The sequence below is a fragment of the Paenibacillus sp. OSY-SE genome, assembly GCF_000283315.1.
In the GTDB taxonomy this organism is placed as follows: Bacteria; Bacillota; Bacilli; order Paenibacillales; family Paenibacillaceae; genus Paenibacillus_B; species Paenibacillus_B profundus.
Window position 1 is genome coordinate 1 of record NZ_ALKF01000201.1, and the last position, 20,270, is coordinate 20,270.

The window sequence follows — 20,270 nt, forward strand, 5'->3', positions numbered from 1 at the left end:
TGCGAAAGTTGAGTTATTAACTTATCCGCTATTGGGTTCTAAGCTGCTTTACTTTTTCACTTATTTGCTGCTTAGGTTCTAGGATTTGCTGCGAGCGCTTCTGACCGGGCTGATGAACCAGTAGGCCATTCCGACGAAAACGGCCCCGCCGACAATATTGCCGAGTGTGACGGGCACCATGTTGTGCAGCCAGCCCGCCAGCGTAATCGTGTCCGGATGCTGCGGCAAGAGCAGCGCCACGGTCATGAGCGACATGTTAGCTACACTATGTTCGAACCCGATGGCGATGAACGCGTACAGCATCCACCAGATGAGCAGCAGCTTTGCGACGTCTTCCTTTGCACGCATTGATGTCCAAATGGCCAGGCAGACGAGCCAGTTACATAAAATTCCGCGAAAAAACAACTCCGTCACCGGCATGCTCATCTTGTTCGCCGTCGCTGCGAACAGCAAATGTTCTGGCGGAATGCCGCCGAACACGCCTGAAGCTCTAATGAGCAAGCTGAACAGAACCGCTCCGAGCACATTGCCGGCAAAGACGATACCCCAGTTTTTCAACGTTTGCATCCATGGTGTTTTGCCGGATAAGCTGCTTACTGTAAACAGCATGTTATTGCCGGTGAACAACTCTGACCCCGCAAAGATGACGAGTGTGAGCGCGATTCCGAACGACATGCCCATCACCATCGGAACGGCGGGCGATCCTGCTGCTTTAAAGTTGCCGCCCACTGTGAAAATGAGCACGATTCCAAATCCGACATACGCCCCTGCAAGCATTGCAGCCACCACATACCGGAGCAACCCGCTGGACATCAGCTTCTTTTTTGCTTCGACTGTTTCATTGATTTTCTCCAATGTCGGTGTATACATGGGTTTCTCTCCCTTCGAGCGTGTGTGCCGAAACGCAACGCTTAACGGTTCACATCACAGCGATATAAACCGAATCCTCTTCAACCCGAACCGCGAAAGTTCGCGCCTGCCCTGTATCGGGCGCTTGGACGCACCCGTCGCGCAGATCGATTTTCCAATCGTGCAGCGGATCGTACAAATAATGGCCAGACACGATCCCCTCGCTCAACGGTCCGCCTTTCGGATGCGGACTGCGGTTCTCAATTGCATATACGGCCTCCGTCGTGCGGAATACGGCTACCTCTACGCCGTTGATTAATATGACACGCCCTACTCTGGGCATGAAGTCATCCTGCTTGCCTACGGCAACCCATGCCGCTTCCCTATTTATTGCCATATGCCAACGCTCCCTTCACCACTTTAACTCCGTTATTGTTGAAAGACGACTTTACCGAACATCTTGTCGCGCAGCCCTTTATCGCTTATAACTTGCTGCCACGGTTCCTCTGAACGTGACGATAATGCTTCATCCATCCGTGCCACCAGTTGTTTGCGCCCCTCCGCGTCTTCGACCGTCGTCTTGTGGATGTGTTCCAATCCGATTCGTTCCACCCAGTCCGAAGTGCGCTCCAAGTAATTTGCCGTTTCGCGATAATGTTGTAGGACTGCGGCTGTAATTTCAATTAGCTCTTCATCTGTCTTCACCTTGCAGAGCAAGTCGGCCAGACGCGCCTTAATGCCGCCGTTGCCGCCGATATAAATTTCCCATCCGCCGTCGTTACCGACGATGCCGATATCCTTCGTGCACGATTCAGCACAGTTGCGCGGGCAGCCGTTAACAGCGAACTTTACTTTAGCAGGATAGTCAATGCGCTCGAACTTGCGTTCCAAGAGTGCGCCCATTCCCATCGAATCCTGCGTGCCGAAGCGGCAATAAGTCGCGCCAACGCAAGTCTTGACGGTGCGCAGCGACTTGGCATAGGCATACCCGGAAGGCATATCCAGCTCCTCCCATACACTGGGTAAATCCTCCTTCTTCACGCCGACGATATCGATCCGTTGTCCGCCAGTCATTTTCACAAGCGGCACATTGTATTTTAATGATACGTCTGCTATCTTCTTCAATTCCGCAGGTGTCGTCATACCGCCGTACATGCGCGGAACAACTGTATAGGTGCCGTCCTTCTGAATGTTCGCGTTCATGCGCTCGTTGACAAAGCGCGATTCTTTCTCGTCCTGATACGTCTGCGGCCAAATCATGCCCAAGTAATAGTTCAGTGCCGGGCGGCACTTCGAGCAGCCTTCCTCCTGCTTCCAGTCGAGCACGTTCATGATCTCTTTCGTCGCGCGGAGCCCCTTCTCGCGAATAGCCGCTACAATCTCGTCGCGCGACATCGTCGTGCAGCCGCATATCCCCTGCTTGCTCCCCCCAGCTTCAAAGCCGTCCCCGAGCACATGCTGCAGCAGTTGTTCTACTAAAGGCTTGCATCCGCCGCAAGAACGGGATGCGCCTGTGCAGGCTTTCACCTCGTCGAGCGTAGTCAAGCCCTGTTCCGTGATGGCGTCCACAATCATTTTTTTGGTGACGCCGTTGCAGCCGCATACGATATCATCGTCGGCAAAGTCGGCCGCCGCATTCGCTTTGGTGCCGCAGCAACCTCCTGCTCCGGTCAGTTCGTTGTAGAGCTCCTCCGTCATTTCCGCGCCTTGCTTGACGAGCCGTTCCAATTTTGATGCGTTATCGATATTGCCAAAAAGCACCGCGCCAGCGATGACGTTGTCTTTTAAGACGATTTTTTTGTAGGTCCCTTTCCAAGCATCGTGGAACGTCACGCATACGCATTCCGGCGTCTCCAGGAACAAGCCTGTCGAGAACACGTCCACGCCGGACACCTTCAGCTTCGTTGAGCATACCGAGCCTTCATACGGCTTCGTCTCCACTCCAGCCAATCCCTTAGCCAACACCGCCCCTTGTTCGAACAACGGGGCGACGAGGCCATAGCACACACCGCGGTGCTCCGTGCATTCGCCTACGGCATATACGTCCGGTGCTGAGGTGCGCATATAATCGTCAACCACGATGCCGCGGTTGACGGTCAATTCGCTGGCACGAGCGAGCTCCACGTTCGGGCGGATGCCGACGGCCATAACGACGAACTCCGCTTCCAGCTCGGTACCGTCGCTGAAGCGCAGTCCTTCGACTCGCTCTCCCCCGATCAGCTCCTGCGTCTGTTTGCCGAGCGCGAACTTAAGCCCTTGCCGCTCCAGTTCCGTCTGCAGCATCCGGGCGGCCTTCTCATCCAGCTGCCGTTCCATCAGGAAATCCGGCAAATGGACAACCGTTACGTCCATTCCGAGCTGTACGAGACCTTTCGCTGCCTCGAGACCTAGCAAGCCACCGCCAATGACGGCCGCTTTATTGTATAGCTTCGCAGCCTCCATCATCCGGTCGCAGTCTTCTATGCTGCGGAATCCGATGACGCCTTGTTTATCCGCTCCTGGAACCGGCAGGATGAACGGCGTCGAACCCGTGGCAATAATGACACGGTCATAACCGACTTCGTGCCCGTTGTCCATCACGACGACGCGGCGGGTCGTGTCCACCCTAGTCGCTGTCGTGCCCGTATGAAGTGTAATGCCCGCTTCGTCGTACCAAGCACGCGGGTTGATGACAATATCATCCATCGTCTTGCTGCCATCCAATACGTAGGACAGCATAATGCGGTTGTAATTTGGATGCGGCTCTTGACCGATGACAGTAATGTCGCAGCTGTCGGTCAGCTTCATCAATTGCTCCACCGCGTTCATTCCCGCCATCCCATTTCCAATAACGACCAATTGCAGTTTCCGTTTCATGATTGGTTCCTCCTCCATCGCCCCGCATGATGTAAGCAAGCGGACTACAAACATGTACATGTTCTATTTTTCACATAATATAACGAAATGTGCCGTTCTTCCTCTATCTCTATCTAGCTGCATGTTCCCAATGAACTTCATAGTCATGATACGCTGATCACACCTGTATCTTACTGGAAATATATGAACCCGTAGTGTGATTACACTCACTCCGATTGTGGCAATATTCACAAATTTAAAAATCTGCTATCGGCTTGTCACAATTTGTTCATCCAAATGGTCGGTTCATCAATATTCCGGATCATAGGGCTCAAAGGGTGCACGATTAATTTAAAAATAGGAATATCTTATAAAGACAAACCATGTGCCTTCAACTATAATGGGTTGTGAACAATTTGCTGACTGCAATGAATAAAGGAGCTATATAATATGAGTCTTTCTTATGTATGTCTGTATGATCCGAACATGCCTATATCTATGGATCCCCTTCGTTCGGACATTCTGCAAACGCTTACTGAAAAGTGGAATATTGTGCAAGCGGATCGTTTGTCCGAGACGCTAGATGGTCTTCAAGACGGAGTGTTCATCAATCTTCACGCCCCTTATTTCCCTAAGCATGCCTGGAAATCAATCTTGTCCTTCCTGCAACGGGGCGGGAATCTGTTAAGCATTGGCGGAGCGCCATTCCGCACTCCTGTCTATCAGGACGGCAACAGCTGGATTGCCGAACCGGAACAGACCGCATATCACCAGCAGCTGCAAATCCATGAATGCATGACTGTTAATGACGAACGCTTCTCCCGCTTTGTAGCGAACGAAGAACGTCCTCTCTTCGCCGATGCGGTCTTCGCATGGGAGAAAGAGCCAACGTGCAGCTTCGTGCTGTGGGTGACACGGAACGACGATTGCCCAGGAGAACATGGGTCGGCAGGATCGATGGATGCACACATTACTCCGCTCGTGACGGCTGTATCCAAGGATCAGCGTGAAATCGGCGCGCCGGTCGTCCTGCTCGAGAATACGAAGGGCACCTTCTCCGGATCACGCTGGCTGTTCGTCAATCAGCGTCTCTCAGAAGCTTTCTGGAACCTGTCTTCTATCAAGCAATTAACCGACTGGGCTGAATACTGCGCACAAGGTGTAAGCGAATGGTGGTTGAAGCCAAGCGTCGCTTGTTACGATCCGGGTGACAGACCGAAATTGACGCTGCAATCGCAATATTTGCCGCAAGCGAGACACGCTTACCGCAATGGAACTCCTTTGTTGAGAGGAAGCGAGTATGCGGAAGACCGTCCCATCACGTGGCTGGGGGAATTGACGCTGCATGATGATAGCGGTAACCTTCTGTGGGAGGAAAAGCTAGAGCTTGCTTGCGGCAGGGAGCTGGAAGTGATGTCCTTCCTTCCTGACATACTATTAGAGCCGGGGATGTACCGGGCAACTGCAAGCTTGCGCAGCAGCCTCGGAGAAGTGCGTCATCTCCATCAAGGGTTCTGGTGCCGGGATGAAGTGCTTCTGAGAAGCGGCTCCTTCTTAACGGTCAGCCGCGATTATTTCGAGCGCGACGGCGAACCGATGCCGATAGTCGGCATGACGTATATGTCCAGCGATGTCGCGCGCAAGTTCATTTTTCTGCCGAACGCAGCGGTATGGGATCGCGATATGGCGCAGATGAAGCGGGCCGGCATCAACATGATTCGAACTGGAATCTGGACGGCTTATCGTCATGTGATGTATGTGGACGGCCATCCGGCCGAGGATGTGCTGCGGGCGATCGACGCCTTCTTCCTGACGGCCAAAAGGCATGGCATTGAGATCTGCTTCAACTTCTTCTCCTTCGCACCAGAACTGTGGGAAGGGTCCAATCCGTATCTTGATCCGCGCAGCGTGGAAGCGCAGAAACGATTCATCGGCGCCATTGTACAACGTCATCGTCATTCCACCCACGTGCATTGGGACTTGATTAACGAACCGTCCGTATTCGATCCGAAGCGCGTGTTCGCCGGACCGCGCAGCGCGAAGGATAAATACGAGGTTGCGGCGTTCAGAGAATGGCTGAAGGAACGATATCAAGGCGATATTCGGCTGCTGCAGGAACGTTGGGCAATGACACCGGATCAGGTGCCGGGGTTCGGGGCTATCGTGCCGCCGGAGCCGCAAGACATTAATTTCAATTCACAGGATATGATACGGGAGAAAAAAGGAACACGCTGGTTAGACTATGCGCTGTTCTCGATGAACATGTTCAACCGTTGGGTCTACGCGATGCGGGACACGATCTCGTCCTTTCAACCGCAGCAGTTGGTCTGCGTTGGACAGGATGAAGCACTCGCTTCCCAACGTCCAAGCACGTTCTTCTACGAAGGAGCGGTTGACTATACGTCCAATCACTCCTGGTGGATGTATGATCAGATCGTGTGGGACAGCGTATTTACGAAGACACCGTATAAGCCGAACATCATTCAAGAAACGGGCATCATGTACGCGCTGACCCCGGACGGCATGGCGATGCGCTCCGAAGAGCAGCTTCGCAACATACTGGAGCGCAAATACGCCTATGCATTCTCTACCGGCTGTGCCGGAGCCATTCAGTGGATTTGGAACACGAATTTCTATATGAACAACGTCAACGAATCCAATATCGGTGCGCTGCGGGCAGACGGTACGGAGAAGCCCGAAGCCGATGTATCCTACGATTTCGGCGCATTCATGAAAGACACAGCTTCCCTGTTCAAAGAGCGGGAATTGGAGCCTGTCGTCGTTATCTATCCGGAATCTAACGATTTATCTAACCGCAGAATGGCGGTCGAAGCCACTTCGTCAGCCTCGCGTGTGCTTGCCTATGAGCTTAAGTCACCGTTCCGCGCACTCGGTGAGCTTCATTTGGATGCGTTATACGCTCAGCCGGCACAGCTCATTATCGTTCCGTCCGCCCATCATTTGACGGATGATGCTCTTCATAAGCTGCTCAGCTTCATAGAACATACCGGCGCCACTCTGCTCGTCACCGGACCGGTCGGGCGCAACGAATATTGGCAGCCGTCTTCGCGCTGGGACAGCCTCGTCGGCGAGCGGCAGCTGCATAACATTTTACGGGAAGAGTGCTTCCTGCTTGAGGGCGACTGCATTCCGTTATCCTATGGCGGCAAGAAGATTATGCAGGTCTATAAGGAAATCGATAGCACAGTTGGGACGCAAGCATGTCCGTCACTCATCCGTCGTCAGATCGGCAAAGGGACATTACTATGGATCGGTTTGCCGGTGGAATGGAACGATCGCCCCGCTTCCATTGCCTCGCTGTATGATTATGCTATGAAGACGGCTGGAATCGGACAAGAGATGGAATGGGAAGAAGGACAAGACATTAGCGGCATTTACGGACGCCGTATATCCTTCGCCGCTGGCGATTTGTACATTTTCGTATCCGAATACAGCCAACCTGTTAACGTGCGCATCTCCCATCCGGTTCATAAGCATTCCTACAGCTTTGAGCTTGAGAGTGAGCGAACTGTGATGTTTGCCACAGATGAGAAAGGTGACATCATCGCAGTCTATCGTCCGCACGAAGTAGATATTGACTCACATTCCGCATGTTAGTCTAACCATAACAATACAAGAAGCCCTTGAAATTCAGCTCGTCTTGCGACAATTCTGAATTCAGGGGCTTTTTCTTCATACATCATGGTTCGTCAGGGCGAAATAATCAATTCCACACGATCATCCGGTTCAAGAATCTGCTCCATCCCCTCACCCGGCTGCAATTGTTTGTCATTCACTTTAATGTTGACCGTTACGGAGCTGTCCAGCTTCTTCTTGCCGATGCTTGTCACTTCTGCTCCGTCTGAAGATAACTGAATTTGAGCAAATTCCCCAACAAGATCGCTGACTTTCATCTGTTCCTGCCATGACACAACGTAGGAATTTGTAATTTCAGGCACCGTCTTCCCCCCCTCAATTCGTAGCGTGAATCCGGGAGAAGGAACCGCATTCGTTTTTACATCATGTCGTTTCACAAATACGACGATCGAATCACTTGGCTGTACATTGCTTTCCATGGACTCGGGCTTCCGCAGTTCCTCATCGTTCAACAGAATGCCCCACCCCATCTTGGAGTCCAACGACACGTCCCCGACAGATGCGATCGTGATGTTATCTTCCGCTAATTTCACGGAGCCTGATTGCTTTAACGCTTCGGACACCGTCATTCCGGACTTCCACTCCAACGATATATGCTCAGATAAATTTGGTATATAGGATCCGCCATCAATTTTTATCGCAATTTTTGGTGTCGGAACTGGATTTTCTTCGGATATCATGTCATTTTGATCAGGTGCTTTAGAACACGCTGCGGTAAAAAGAAGCAGCAGCAACGCGATAAGCGTTCCTCTCCTCTGTACACGCCTAATGTAGTTGAGCGTCTGATTTATCATGCCTTCACTCACTTTCTTGCCCTCTATTTCAACTGCATACATCGGACTTCTAAGTCTATTATGCAGCAAAGAGAGCAAGAAATCGTATCAATCCCGTAACAAAAAATGTCCGTTTGTTCATTTATCGACAACATGGTCCAGCGATATGATGACATTTTTATAGAGGCTGTTCAAAAATCCCCCTTTTGAACATGCACTTATATGACAACTTCCTCCAATATTTTTTTCATGTACGTGCGCCGTGCAGCTAAAAAGTAAATCGTCTGCATCAGCACGAACATGCCGACCACGATGAGAGCGTACCACATCACGTTTGTCATCAACAGGTTGCTTAGCGTCTTCATGGCGAATATCGTATGCATGCTGCCAACCAGGCAAGGAGCAAAGAAGATGAGACCGACCTGCACCGTCACGACGTGTCGGATCTCTTTAATCGATAACCCAATGCGCGTTAACGCCCTGAAATGAGCTTGATCATCCTGCAGCTCCGTAAACAATTTAAAGTAAATGACGCTTCCGCTAGCGATAAAGAATAGCAAGCTGATAAACATGCCGATGAACAGCGTCAACGATGTCGCATGCCTATAATCATTCCACATCTCTACGCGGCTTGTAATCGAATAGCTTCCTTCTTTCGGCAGGTGGTCGCGAATTTTCTGTTCCAGCTTTATGGAGTTCTCCCAGTTGCTCCAATTGTACACTTGAATGGTGCGAGCCGTACGGGACGGAGCCGCTGCATACATCTGATCGATGACCGGATCTTCCACGACGAGCAGGTTGAACCCGTAGTACCCCGGATCCAGAACCGGCTGCTGCAAGCGCTTCGTTACTTGGAGCACCATGCTATGCTCGGTGTCGTTAATGGTCGCCTTCATGGGACCTATATATTTCTTCTCGTTTATCGGTTCTTCCATCACTTCAGTTCCGTACATCCCGTACCTCGATTGATTGACGAGGATCGCTTCCTTTCCGGTGACGGACAATTGGTCCGTATGCAGAATGTCTGCCAAGCGGTTATAGTCGGATACGGAAATCATGCCGGTATAGTCGTCTTCAAATTGTTTTCCTTTGAGTTCAACCCTCACATGCCGAACCTCGGCATAATCCGTAACCTTGAACCCATCATCTTGCCCCCATCCCTTCACCAGCTCAGGAAGGAGTACAGGAATATCGTTTTTCGGCGTACCCAATGTAAATACATAAGGATTACCTGCAAGGGTTTGCTGCTTCATCCCCTGATCAAACGCATAAAAAGTCGCTGTTGCCGTCAAGATGACGGTGCACAATATCGAGACATTGAATAATACCCGCGCATTGTCTTTCATTTTATACGCCGCTTGCGACACGTTCAGTAAATGCGTTCGGCGGTAGTAGAAACTTTTATTTTTCTGCAAAAGCCTGATGATCGCGACACTCAGCTGCGTATATAAAAAATACGTGCCGAGCACCGTAAATCCGATCGTCGGCAGCGCCGTTGCGATAAACAGTTCGATGTTCGTAACAAACGCCAATCCATAACCCAGCACTAAGGAGAACAGTGCCAAAATAACAAGCACCCATGAGAACTTTGGCGGCGTCTTCGGTTGCTTCTCCGAATGTATTAAATCAATAATCTGCGTACGACCTACTTTTCTGAGAGAGAACAATGAAATCGCAGCAAACAATACCAAATAACCTACGACCGTCAGAATAATAGCTGACGAATCGATGTAGAAGCGCATCGGAGATTCCACTCCAAGAATACGGGACATCGCCAGCAGGAACAGCTTGGTAGCTACAGTTCCGATTCCGATTCCGACGAGAATGGCTAGCGAAGAAATGATCATATTTTCATAAAAAACTAAGCGACGCAGTTGGGTCTTCGTCATTCCGAACAACGTAAGGAGTCCAAATTCCTTCTGTCTCGATTTCAAAAATGCCGAACTGGAGTACAGGGTGAAAAAGAACGAAAAGATGATAATCAAATATTCACAGGCCACCATCATTTTCTGCACAGAATCGCCGCCGCGAATATTTCCGTTCACAACATCGGGATGATAGATGAATGCGGCGTAGACGAAAAATATCATCACAGCAAAGGCACTGCTTAGGAAATAGGCACTGTATCGGTGCCAGCTTCCACGTATATTACTGGTAGCGAGCCGTCGGAACGTCATCGAAGTTCCCTCCTAACAAGCTTAACGAATCCAAAATATGCTGGAAGAAGGTCTGCCGGTTCGCTCCACGGCGAATTTCCGAGAACAAACGTCCGTCTTTAATAAAAATGATTCGTTTGCAGAAGCTCGCGGCAAAGGCATCGTGCGTCACCATCAGAATGGTGCGGTTCGCATTCTCATTCAAGTCTTCTAATGCTATCATCACGTCTTTGGCAGACTTGGAATCCAAGTTGCCCGTCAATTCATCAGCCAGCAGCAGTGAGGGCTGGTGGATGACGGCTCGCGCGATCGCGGTGCGCTGCTTCTGTCCGCCCGATACTTCGTAAGTTCGTTTGTCCAATATATGTTCGATACCAAGCCACTTTACGGTTTCTGCCAGACGACGTTCAATTTCTTTCGTATTCACTCCGTCTAGCGCGAGCGGCAAGATGATGTTTTCTTTAATGCTTAGCGTGTCTAACAGGTTGAAATCTTGGAACACGAATCCAAGCTCACGGCGGCGAAAATGTGCCAATTTCCGATTGTTCAGCTTCGTCGGATCCGTCCCATTTATAAAAATATTGCCTGATGTCGGGCTGTCAATCGTCGCCAAAATATTAAGAAGGGTCGTCTTCCCGCTTCCGGAAGGACCCATAATTCCTACAAATTCACCTTCCTCCACTTGCAAGTTAATATCCTGCAGCGCAGTATAGGTCATCTTCCCTTTCGTTCCGTACACTTTCGATAATTGTTCCGCCTTTAATACAGCCATGAGCAGCAAACTCCTTTCCGTCCTGCCTATCCTATGCTTTGTCAGTATTCCATTCGATATGTTCTCAGTATACCCCCTTGGGAATCCCTTCCGACATCGAATAATCTTTCAATCCGATTTCCATCACTTACAAATTTGTAACCTTCAATAATAACAGCCCTTCTTCTGTATGAAAAAGGGCTGAATTTCTGCCTATGGCACATTTAAGAGCGTTGAATCAAATCATGGTGCAGTGCCGTCGTCGAGAACAGCAGCGTCACCGCAGTTCCTTCATTAAGCTTGGAAGCGATGCTCACGTTATGTCCGAGGCGGGCGCAAACTTTGCCTACCAAATAAAGCCCCATACCGGTTGCATCCCCTTCTTTCCGGCCATTTTCACCCGTAAAGAAAGGTTCGAACACGCGCGGAATATCCTGCTCTGCAATGCCGACGCCTTCATCCTCCACCTGCAGACGAACGACTCCATTCGCTTCCTCCACAAGGAATTGAAGCGACTTATTGCCGGGCTTGTCCTTCGAATATTTAATGGCGTTGGTCACCAATTGAGTAAGGATGAAGGATAACCACTTCTCGTCACTTTCCACGATGACGTCACCTGGAGTTACCTTCGGGTAAATCTGATAGCGGATAAGCGCTTTTTTGTTCTGGTTGATCACTTGTCGGATCACATTTTGCAAATGAAGGCCCGATACGTGCAAATCCAGCTCGAATTTGTCGAGTCTGGCGGTGTGCAGCATCATATCCAGCCCTCTTGTCAAGCGGTCGCCCTCTTCGCTTATGCTAGAGAGGAGTTGCTCCGTCTCTGTGCTCGTCAAATCATGTGAAGGCTGCTGCGTTAGCAGATGGATGACCGATAGCGGTGTTTTCATATGGTGAACCCATTGATTCGTAAAATGAACATGCTGTTCCCTGTCCTGACGCAAAGAGAGCAGCTCGTTCATAAATGAGCGGTACTGACGGGTCACCAATGCGTGCATCCGTTTCTGCTCTCTCGATACAGGGTGCTGTAAACATAGCGTGAAATCGCTATCGCTCATGTTCGATTCTGCATTGTAAATCTCTTTATACCAGCGGCGCTGATTTGTATAGTCATACACTAAGCCCGCCATCATTACAATCGCTCCGAGAATGAAAATATAAACCAAACTCTCGCTGTTCACATATCGCTGCCCGATACCGAGATCCAGCCATACGACGACTAGAGACAACGCAATCGCAATCAAGCAAGAACAAATGATAGTCAAGCGGTCCTTCACATATTGGAGAAAGGTCATGCCAGGTTTCATTGCTCCACCCACGATGCCAGCATGCGGTACCCTTGCCCCCGAACTGTCTCAATTGCTTTGTGTATCCCGATTTCCTCCATCTTCTTGCGCACTCTTGTCACGTTTACGGTCAGTGTATTGTCATCGACGAAGTCGACATCGTCCCATAACGTTTCAAGGAGCGTTTCTCTGGATACGATATGTCCAATTCGCTCCATCAAGCAGCCGACCAGGAGCGCTTCATTCTTGGTCAAGTCCACCCGTTCGCCCTGCCATTCCAACGTATTTTTTGAACGGTGCAGCACAAGCCCTTGAACAACCAATTCTTCTCCATTACCCCCGCCATTTGCCGCGTACTCGCCGTACGTGCGGCGCAGCACGCCTTTCACCTTAGCCAGAAGCACATCCAGATGGAACGGCTTCGTAATAAAATCGTCACCGCCATTCTCGATGGCCATCACCTGATCCATCTCGCCCGTGCGCGCAGACACAAAAATAATCGGCGCATTCGTTACATTGCGGAACTGCCGGCACCAATAAAACCCATCATATGCCGGAAGATGAATATCAAGCAGAATCAGGTCCGGATTTATCGTTAAAAGCTCATCCTTCAACGCTTTGAATTGAGTAGCCCGTACGACGTTGTAGTCGTATTTCGCAAGGGAAGATTGTAAAATGGAAGCGATCTTGTCATCGTCCTCCACGATCATAATGGTGTACATACTGATTCCTCCAACCGTCAACAGTTTCGCTGCATACTTTCCTGTTTTAACATCATATCACAAAGAAATGTCCTTTATATAGATATGATTCAGTCAAATACATCTAACTGGAGCATCTTTTGTGGGCAAATGTTCCGGTCCTAAGGGCCATTGTACGGGAGTTCGGCATTCTAGAATATTGAAAAAAGTCCCTATCAAGGGACTCTTTCACTCGTCTTTGCATTTCTTCAGAGGTGACAAGACCGCCATTCAGTTCGTGGTGTTGCCTCGGTCGTTGTGATTCGATAATGACACACGCTTGGAAGGAACAATAGTGGAAATGGCCGCTTTGTTGATCAGGTTCGATTTCAAATCCGTCTGCAACAAAATACTGTACGTATCAAAACAAGTAATCGTACCTTGCATGCGCACGCCATTTTTTGTAATTAGCGTCACCATCATTTTTTCTGACACCAATTGATTTAAAAAATGTTCTTGCACCTTAATTCTCACCATATTTACACATCCCTTTCTCTATATATTAGGATTCCATACCAGTTTAACATAGATTTTCCTAAATGTGCATCAAACATCGACGGCAAAGCAAAACGACCGACGTATCGTCGATCGTTCTACAGTGTTCCATATATGCTCCATCCCTAACGGGCGTCGGCTGGCCTAATCAATCTATCGCCAACACTATGATCAAATGTCACAGCACTAGACTCCAGATGTCGGCAAGACAACATCAGCTTAGGCGGCGCCGTATCGCGGAAAGAGAATGTTGTTCTCCAAGTGAACATGTTCGAAGGTCATACCCTCCAATTCTTCCAACCGCGTATACGTAATCCGGTATGTCGTGCATGCGCCTTCCGGCAGCGTAAAGTCCTCGGTCAACATGCGTATTTGCTTCAGAAGCGTACCCGCTCCATCATGTTCCCCTTCAAGTTCTTGAATCGTGCGCGCGACCTCATCTCGTGTCACGGAAGCAGGCTCTTCCTCCGCTGCAAGAATAATTGAGAATGACAGGTCCTCTTCCTTGGCAATATGCTCTTCGAGCTCTGCTTTCAGTTGGTTGAACTTCTCAAGCAGTTCGATTAGATGAGGTTGATCTCCACCATGGACATGAGCTACACGGGCCACATTGGCTGCGATTTGCGGCAGCTGCTCGCGCAAATAACGATGGTGCTTATTCACGACATACTCGATTAATGAACGGGATGACATGTATTGCCAATCCATCGCCGTACCAGCGGTCGGCGCTTGAGCCTTCATTTCCGTTAGTTGGGCGACGATCGCCTCTGCCTGCAATCCTCGCTCGGCTGCCGCTTCAGCAATCGGACGATTCCCTCCGCAGCAGAAATCTATTTTTAAACGTTTGAACACATCGCTGGCCGCCGGATATTGCAATACCGCATCGCGCACGGTCATTTCGGTTGAAAACATAACGCTTCCACTCCTTTATCCTTCGCTCTTGCTTCATGCAACAGAGCTGAAATGGTATGATGACTTGTGAATCTGGATTCATCATACGACAGATAAAGTAACGGAAGCGTGATTACAGTCACTTCGTTTTATACAATTTTACGACGGCTGGGCAGCTTGCTGGAACGTTACTAATACCCCGCCTTCTCCGGCGTACGTACCGATGATCGGCCCCATATTGATGAACAATACTTGATCAAAGTGATATTTATCCATTAATTCCTTCAAGAATGCTTTGGCGCGCTCCTCACAGTTAGAGTGCGCAAGCGCCACCCAGTCTTTATCCACTTGATGCCATGCATCGCCGACTTTTTCGAGCAGACGGCGGAGCGTCTTCTGCGTTCCGCGAATCTTCTCCATGACTTCAATCGCGCCTTCTTCATTTGCTTCCATCAGAAGCTTTATATTTAACATGGAGGCAACCGTGCCCTTCAATCGGCTCAACCGACCGCCACGAATGACATTCTCCAATGTATCCAACGTAAAGTAAGTTCGGGTCTGATTCACGTAATTCATCATCTTGTTCATCAGGTCCTGCAGTCCTGCGCCTTCCTTGGCCAATTGAGCCGCACGCACGGCCAGCAACCCCAGTCCCAAAGAGGTCGTCTTCGTATCAATGACCTCGACTTGATTCGGATGACCTTCTTCCTCATACATTTCCTTTGCCATGACAGCATGATTGTAAGTGCTGCTCAAGCTGGAAGTTAAGGCTAAGACCAAAATATCATTCTCCGTGCCAAGCGACCTATACATATGATAGAAATCGGCAGGCGACGGACTGGACGTCTTCGGCAATTCTTCCTCCTCCCGCATCCGTTCGTAGAAAACTGTCGTGTCCATGTCGGAAGTGAGCACCTCTTGACCGAACCGAACGTAGAGAGGCACAACGTGAATGCCGAATTGTTGAATGATCTCTGGAGTCAAATCTGAACTGCCGTCCGTAATGATGTGAATGGTCATGTCATTCCCCTGTCTTTTTAGTCTATTTTCAGCGTCATTCCGATCTATTATAAGGGGTACCCTACCAGTTTACAACGACTAAAAGAAGCCAGCCCGCAGGAAACACAAAAAACCGAGGAACGGAAGTTCTCCTCGGTTCATTAGCTTTTATGCCGCTCTGACTTCTTATCCTTTATACACATCATGGTCCACGTAACGCTCGCCATTCAACTCGCTGATGACGTTGATTGCTACTTTGGCACCGTCTCCTGCCGTAATGATCGTATGCATGCTCACCCCGGCGGCAGTTCCCGCGGCCCACACCCGTTCCGCACTCGTCCGGCCTTTATCATCCGTGTCGATAACCGTCTTCACGCGCGGCTCTGTGCCTGGCTTCAGCTTCAATCCGCTCTGTTCCGCAGCGTCCAGAGCAAGTCCCGTTGCTACAATGACATGCTGAGCTTCGTAGCTGTCTCCGCTCTCCGTCTTCACGGTAACAGAAGAAGAACCGGATTCAATGAGAACCGCTTTGTCCTGCTTAAAGACAGCTCCGAATTTCTCAGCTTGCTCACGTCCAATCGTCAGCATGTCAGGTCCGGAAATGTCGCTCACTCCATAATGGTTCGCAAGCCACGCCCGCTTGGTCAGACCGTGATCGTTATCCAGCACAAGCGTAGATTTGCCGGATTTGGCCGCGAACAATGCCGCGCTTCCTCCGGCAGGTCCCCCACCGATAACAATGATATCCTGCATTCATTCTCATCCTTTCATGAAGAGTTCTTCCCTTTATGAATTCACCGGATGTTCTGAAGTTGAATCATCGTCGCTAATGCACTCCACCGGGTCGTTCACCCAACGTTCCGCCCACTCTTGAATGGCTTCCATGACCGACTCCAGAGCGCGCCCTTTATCAGTCAACGCATATTCAATGCGAACGGGTGTCTCTGGATACACATTCCGTACGACAATACCTGCCGCCTCAAGGTCTTTCATACGTTCACTCAACATTTTGTCGCTCATGGTAGGAATGAGTGCGGAAATATCTTTAAATCGCTTCGGGCCACTCAATAGCACCTGTATGAGCAGTCCGTTCCAGCGCTTGCCAAGCACGCAGAACGCAGCTTCAAACCGCGGGCACATACCCAAATGATGTGATTCCATCCGTTCATCCCTCCTTCTTAACTTACAAAATGTAAGCATATTTATTTTACCATAGCGTTTTTAAAAAGAAAACGGGGGCGGCAGTCCCATTCGTAACAAAAATATATTTAATTGCAATCGTTCTGATACTTATCTTATGCAGATGTACAATATAATAAAGTAAATATTACCCATAAGAACAGAATAGTAACATTGCCTGTTCAATGTGAATAGGAGGAACCGATTGCATCACAATCAAGTAAGTCGAACCGAACGGCATCGAAAGCGGAAACAGCTTAGAAAACAACGAATGAAACGCACAGCAGCGCTATGCAGCTTGCTTGCCGTCGTCATCTGCGGCATATTCGTCGGAGTCTACTACTCTTCAGCATCTGACGAACAGTTATCCGGCCAAGGCGAATTCAAAGACGCGCCCCCTTCAGCTTCACCTTCTTCCACTACTCCATCGGCAGCGAAGAAAGAAGCGACGAAGAGGGAAGAGGGTATGCCGAACAACGAAGCGGCAGCCGATCCTGCAGAGGAAGGGCCAATACATATCATATTCGCTGGAGATGCGCTAATGGATTGGTCCGTCAAAAAAACAATTCAGCAAAAGGGGCCTGATTATCCTTTTCAATATGTAGCCAGCGAAGTGCAGAAGGCCGATTATGCGATCGTCAATCTGGAAACTGCGGTCACTCACCATACCGAAAAGGACACGAATCAATTATACAATTTCAAATCGGATCCGATATCGCTGAAAGGATTGAAAAATGCCGGATTTGATCTCGTTTCGATCGCCAATAATCATACACTCGATTTCAAGCAGAAGGGCTTTCTCGATACGCTGCATTATTTGAAGGAATATGACCTGCCCTATGTAGGCGGAGGGATGAACAAAGAGGAAGCCTATCGGGCTCATACCGTCACCTTGAAAGGGAAGACGATTAAATTTCTCGCCTTCTCCCGCTTCATTCCGCAAACGTATTGGTTCGCTGGAAAAGACAGACCTGGGATTGCCGAAGCCTATAACAAGTCCAGCGTCCTTCCCGTCATTGAACGGGAACGCAAAGACTGCGACTATTTGCTCGTCTACATGCATTGGGGCGTTGAGAAAAACAACCGCCCTGAAAAGTGGCAGCGCACTTACGCACGGGAAATGATCGATGCCGGAGCAGACGCGATAATCGGCAGTCACGTGCATGTGCTGCAAGGGTTTGAATTTTACAAGGATAAACCGATCGCCTATTCCATCGGCAATTTCCTGTTCCCCGATTATGTCAGGAACAATCGCGCAGATACGGGACTGTTGTCGTTAATGATTGACGAGGATGACATTTCAATGTCGTTCGATCCTTATTTTATTTACAAAGATCAAATCGTTAAAAAAGATGAAGCTTACGAGAAAAAGCAATTTATATATTTGGAATCTATTTCATTTGGTGTTAAAATGAACGGCAAACAGGTGCGGGATGCGGTGAAAGTCGATCAAAAAGAACCATCCCCTTTTAACCGCAAAAGCTAAGCTAACACCACGAACACAGACGCGAACCTGTTCCAAGGGACGCGTCTGTTTATTTGTGTTCTACGAGATGAGAACAAAGGACGGTTTATGGAGTGAGAAAAGCCAGGGTAACAGTAATTGGAAGCTTGAATGTCGATATGGTTACGGTCACCTCGACCATTCCAGAGCAAGGCGAAACCGTGCAAGGAGACAGATTCGCCACCTTGTGCGGGGGCAAAGGCGCGAATCAAGCGATCGCTTGCGCCCGTCTCGGCGCCGAGGTCCGCTTTATCGGATGTGTAGGCGACGATACGTTCGGCCGGATGATGCTGGACAATTTGCAGCAGGAACAAATTCATATAAAAGGCGTCGACATCATTAGCGAGGTAGCATCTGGAACCGCATCCATCATCGTCAATGATGGGGATAACCGCATCATCGTCGTTCCGGGGGCGAACGGCCTGCTCACACCAGATCATATTAGACGACATGCCGAGACAATCCGGAGCTCCGACGTCATACTCATGCAGCTTGAAATTCCGCTCCCTGCCGTGCGGGAAGCGTTGAGCATTGCTGCCGAGAGCCATGTGCCCGTCATTCTCAATCCGGCGCCGGCCATGCCTCTGACGGATGAGATGCTGGCGCACGTCTCCATCCTGACGCCGAATGAGCATGAATTGGCGGCTCTCTTTGGCGGGGATGATTCGGAGCAGGCTTTTGAGTGGAAGACGGCTATACGCTCCATGCCTGGGCGCATCGTCTTGACCCGCGGCGCGGACGGAGCTTATTGGTCGGATACCGCCTGCCATCTCCATCATCAGCCAGGATATGAAGTCAATGTCATCGATACAACCGGAGCAGGCGATACATTCAATGGCGCGCTCGCCGTGCTTCTTGCCGAAGGCAACAGCATGGATGACGCGGTGCATGGTGCGGTGGCTGCCAGTGCGTTAGCGGTGACTCAGTTCGGAGCCCAGAGTGGGATGCCCACACGCTCTCGATTGGAGCAACAATTAAAGGAGGATTGAACTTTCATGTATCAGATTCGTATGCTGCAGCCGCTCGATTTTGCCGGAGCGGTCTCCATATCAGATGAAGTATTTCGCAATGATACGCAAATGTCGATGGAACAAGGTTTTCCGTATTTATTTTCTCCAATCTATTCCCACTCGTATGGCGCATTTGAGGAAGAACGGCTTGTCGCGCATATGGGAATGCTCCCATCCAAGCTGCGCCTGAATTCGGTTCGGCTGCCTGTCTTCTCGCTCGGCTCTGTCTGCACATCGCCCGTGGCGCGCGGCAATGGCGTCGGAACCGAGCTGCTTCATCAGGTGCAGCGTCATGCCGATGAGACTGGAGCCGTGCTTATGTTCATTTCCGGCGGCCGCTCCTTGTATACGCGCAACCGCTGTTACCCATTCGGACAAGTGTCCGTATATACGGTGAGCCGTAATGACGAGGCCGTAACATCGAATGCGGCGTTGTCTGAGAGCGAACAGGCGCATGTACGCGAGCTTACAGTGCTGGACTGCTTCGCATGGCATGAGCTTGTCGAGCAGCGTCAAGCAGCGTTTGATTTCAGCATGTGGGATTTGTACGGGCTGGAGCATGCAGGGGCTTACGCTTCTTGCGTCATGATGAAGCCGAAGTTGTATGTGCTCGAACGTGGCGGCAAGATTGCAGCCTATGCCTATGCGCTGCGGCCATCAGCCAAGCAGGTGGATGGCGTGCCTCGCATATTGGAATATGGGGGGGCGGGACCAGACATCGCTCTTCTCATGCAGCTGCTCTTGAACAAAAAGAAATTCACCCAATTGCAAATCTATGTGCCATGGCAGGACCAGAGCCTGCATGACACGTTATCCGCCTATCCTTCTCAGGTGCAAGCGAATGACGGGACCGTATTCATTCCGAATATCGAACGATTGTGCCAGCATTTGCAGAGTTGGTGGCAGGAGCGCGAGGCGCTCGCCGCGCATATTGAAGTGAAGCAGCTTGATAATGGTGCTGTACAGCTCCGCTATCCTGACGCCGAACTGGTTCAGCTGGAGGAGCAGGACGTTGTGAAGCTGCTGTTCAGTCCGGATGCGGACGGCCTGCTGCCAACGTCCTGGCCGTCCTTGGAACAATTGAATTTCACGGTTCCGCTGCCATATACGGTCGGATTGTATTATATTTAACACTTCATTTATCG

At 50.1% G+C, this 20,270-nt stretch carries 17 protein-coding genes; 4 read left to right on the plus strand and 13 right to left on the minus strand.

The genetic code is table 11. From position 1 onward, the window contains the following. Positions 1-78: 78 nt before the first annotated feature. From A372_RS0126880 to nirB, 3 genes are read right to left on the minus strand one after another with little or no spacing between them, the layout of a single operon-like run. Positions 79-870, minus strand: coding sequence for a formate/nitrite transporter family protein (locus A372_RS0126880; protein WP_019424026.1), 792 nt, complete (start codon positions 868-870; stop codon positions 79-81). Positions 871-919: 49 nt separating this feature from the next. Continuing rightward, entirely contained in the window at positions 920-1,246 is a 327-nt protein-coding gene (gene nirD, locus A372_RS0126885; RefSeq protein ID WP_019424027.1) for a nitrite reductase small subunit NirD, read from the minus strand. A gap of 32 nt (positions 1,247-1,278) precedes the next feature. Beyond that, entirely contained in the window at positions 1,279-3,705 is a 2,427-nt protein-coding gene (nirB, locus tag A372_RS0126890; RefSeq protein WP_019424028.1) for a nitrite reductase large subunit NirB, read from the minus strand. A 429-nt stretch (positions 3,706-4,134) separates the two neighbouring features. Here nirB and A372_RS0126895 point away from each other — a divergent pair, with 429 nt between their 5' ends. Continuing rightward, complete coding sequence (locus A372_RS0126895; protein ID WP_019424029.1) at positions 4,135-7,302, plus strand: beta-galactosidase; 3,168 nt, start codon at positions 4,135-4,137, stop codon at positions 7,300-7,302. Between the two features lie 92 nt (positions 7,303-7,394). On the opposite strand, the gene A372_RS0126900 is transcribed toward A372_RS0126895, so the two are convergent. The 10 genes from A372_RS0126900 to A372_RS0126945 form a co-directional block, all read right to left on the minus strand. After that, positions 7,395-8,147, minus strand: coding sequence for a hypothetical protein (locus tag A372_RS0126900; RefSeq protein ID WP_233697251.1), 753 nt, complete (start codon positions 8,145-8,147; stop codon positions 7,395-7,397). 185 nt (positions 8,148-8,332) lie between these two features. Further along, the gene (locus tag A372_RS0126905) at positions 8,333-10,291 is read right to left on the minus strand and encodes an ABC transporter permease (RefSeq protein ID WP_019424031.1); all 1,959 of its coding nucleotides are present in this window, start codon (positions 10,289-10,291) and stop codon (positions 8,333-8,335) included. After that, a complete protein-coding gene (locus A372_RS0126910) occupies positions 10,263-11,042 on the minus strand; it encodes an ABC transporter ATP-binding protein (protein ID WP_019424032.1) in 780 nt (259 codons plus the stop codon). The genes A372_RS0126905 and A372_RS0126910 overlap by 29 nt, the downstream gene beginning before the upstream one ends. A 203-nt stretch (positions 11,043-11,245) precedes the next feature. Then, complete coding sequence (locus A372_RS0126915; protein WP_019424033.1) at positions 11,246-12,328, minus strand: sensor histidine kinase; 1,083 nt, start codon at positions 12,326-12,328, stop codon at positions 11,246-11,248. Beyond that, entirely contained in the window at positions 12,325-13,029 is a 705-nt protein-coding gene (locus tag A372_RS0126920) for a response regulator transcription factor (RefSeq protein WP_019424034.1), read from the minus strand. Before A372_RS0126920 ends, A372_RS0126915 begins: the two co-directional genes overlap by 4 nt. A gap of 249 nt (positions 13,030-13,278) precedes the next feature. After that, positions 13,279-13,524, minus strand: coding sequence for an RNA chaperone Hfq (hfq, locus tag A372_RS0126925; protein ID WP_019424035.1), 246 nt, complete (start codon positions 13,522-13,524; stop codon positions 13,279-13,281). A gap of 237 nt (positions 13,525-13,761) precedes the next feature. Beyond that, positions 13,762-14,454 carry an iron-sulfur cluster repair di-iron protein gene (ric, locus tag A372_RS0126930; protein ID WP_019424036.1) on the minus strand — a complete coding sequence of 231 codons (693 nt, stop codon included), beginning with the start codon at positions 14,452-14,454 and terminating at the stop codon, positions 13,762-13,764. Between the two features lie 138 nt (positions 14,455-14,592). Next, positions 14,593-15,453, minus strand: a complete 861-nt coding sequence (locus tag A372_RS0126935; RefSeq protein WP_019424037.1) for a DegV family protein — start codon at positions 15,451-15,453, stop codon at positions 14,593-14,595. 165 nt (positions 15,454-15,618) lie between these two features. Further along, a complete protein-coding gene (locus A372_RS0126940; protein ID WP_019424038.1) occupies positions 15,619-16,185 on the minus strand; it encodes an FAD-dependent oxidoreductase in 567 nt (188 codons plus the stop codon). A 33-nt stretch (positions 16,186-16,218) separates the two neighbouring features. Beyond that, the gene (locus A372_RS0126945; RefSeq protein WP_019424039.1) at positions 16,219-16,593 is read right to left on the minus strand and encodes a winged helix-turn-helix transcriptional regulator; all 375 of its coding nucleotides are present in this window, start codon (positions 16,591-16,593) and stop codon (positions 16,219-16,221) included. Between the two features lie 223 nt (positions 16,594-16,816). On the opposite strand from A372_RS0126945, the gene A372_RS0126950 reads away from it, so the two are divergent. The 3 genes from A372_RS0126950 to A372_RS0126960 all read left to right on the plus strand — a co-directional run bounded on the left by A372_RS0126950 (position 16,817) and on the right by A372_RS0126960 (position 20,256). After that, a complete protein-coding gene (locus A372_RS0126950; RefSeq protein WP_019424040.1) occupies positions 16,817-18,097 on the plus strand; it encodes a CapA family protein in 1,281 nt (426 codons plus the stop codon). Positions 18,098-18,189: 92 nt separating this feature from the next. Continuing rightward, the gene (rbsK, locus tag A372_RS0126955; protein WP_019424041.1) at positions 18,190-19,104 is read left to right on the plus strand and encodes a ribokinase; all 915 of its coding nucleotides are present in this window, start codon (positions 18,190-18,192) and stop codon (positions 19,102-19,104) included. Positions 19,105-19,110: 6 nt separating this feature from the next. Beyond that, the gene (locus tag A372_RS0126960; RefSeq protein ID WP_019424042.1) at positions 19,111-20,256 is read left to right on the plus strand and encodes a GNAT family N-acetyltransferase; all 1,146 of its coding nucleotides are present in this window, start codon (positions 19,111-19,113) and stop codon (positions 20,254-20,256) included. The last annotated feature ends 14 nt before the right edge of the window (positions 20,257-20,270 follow it).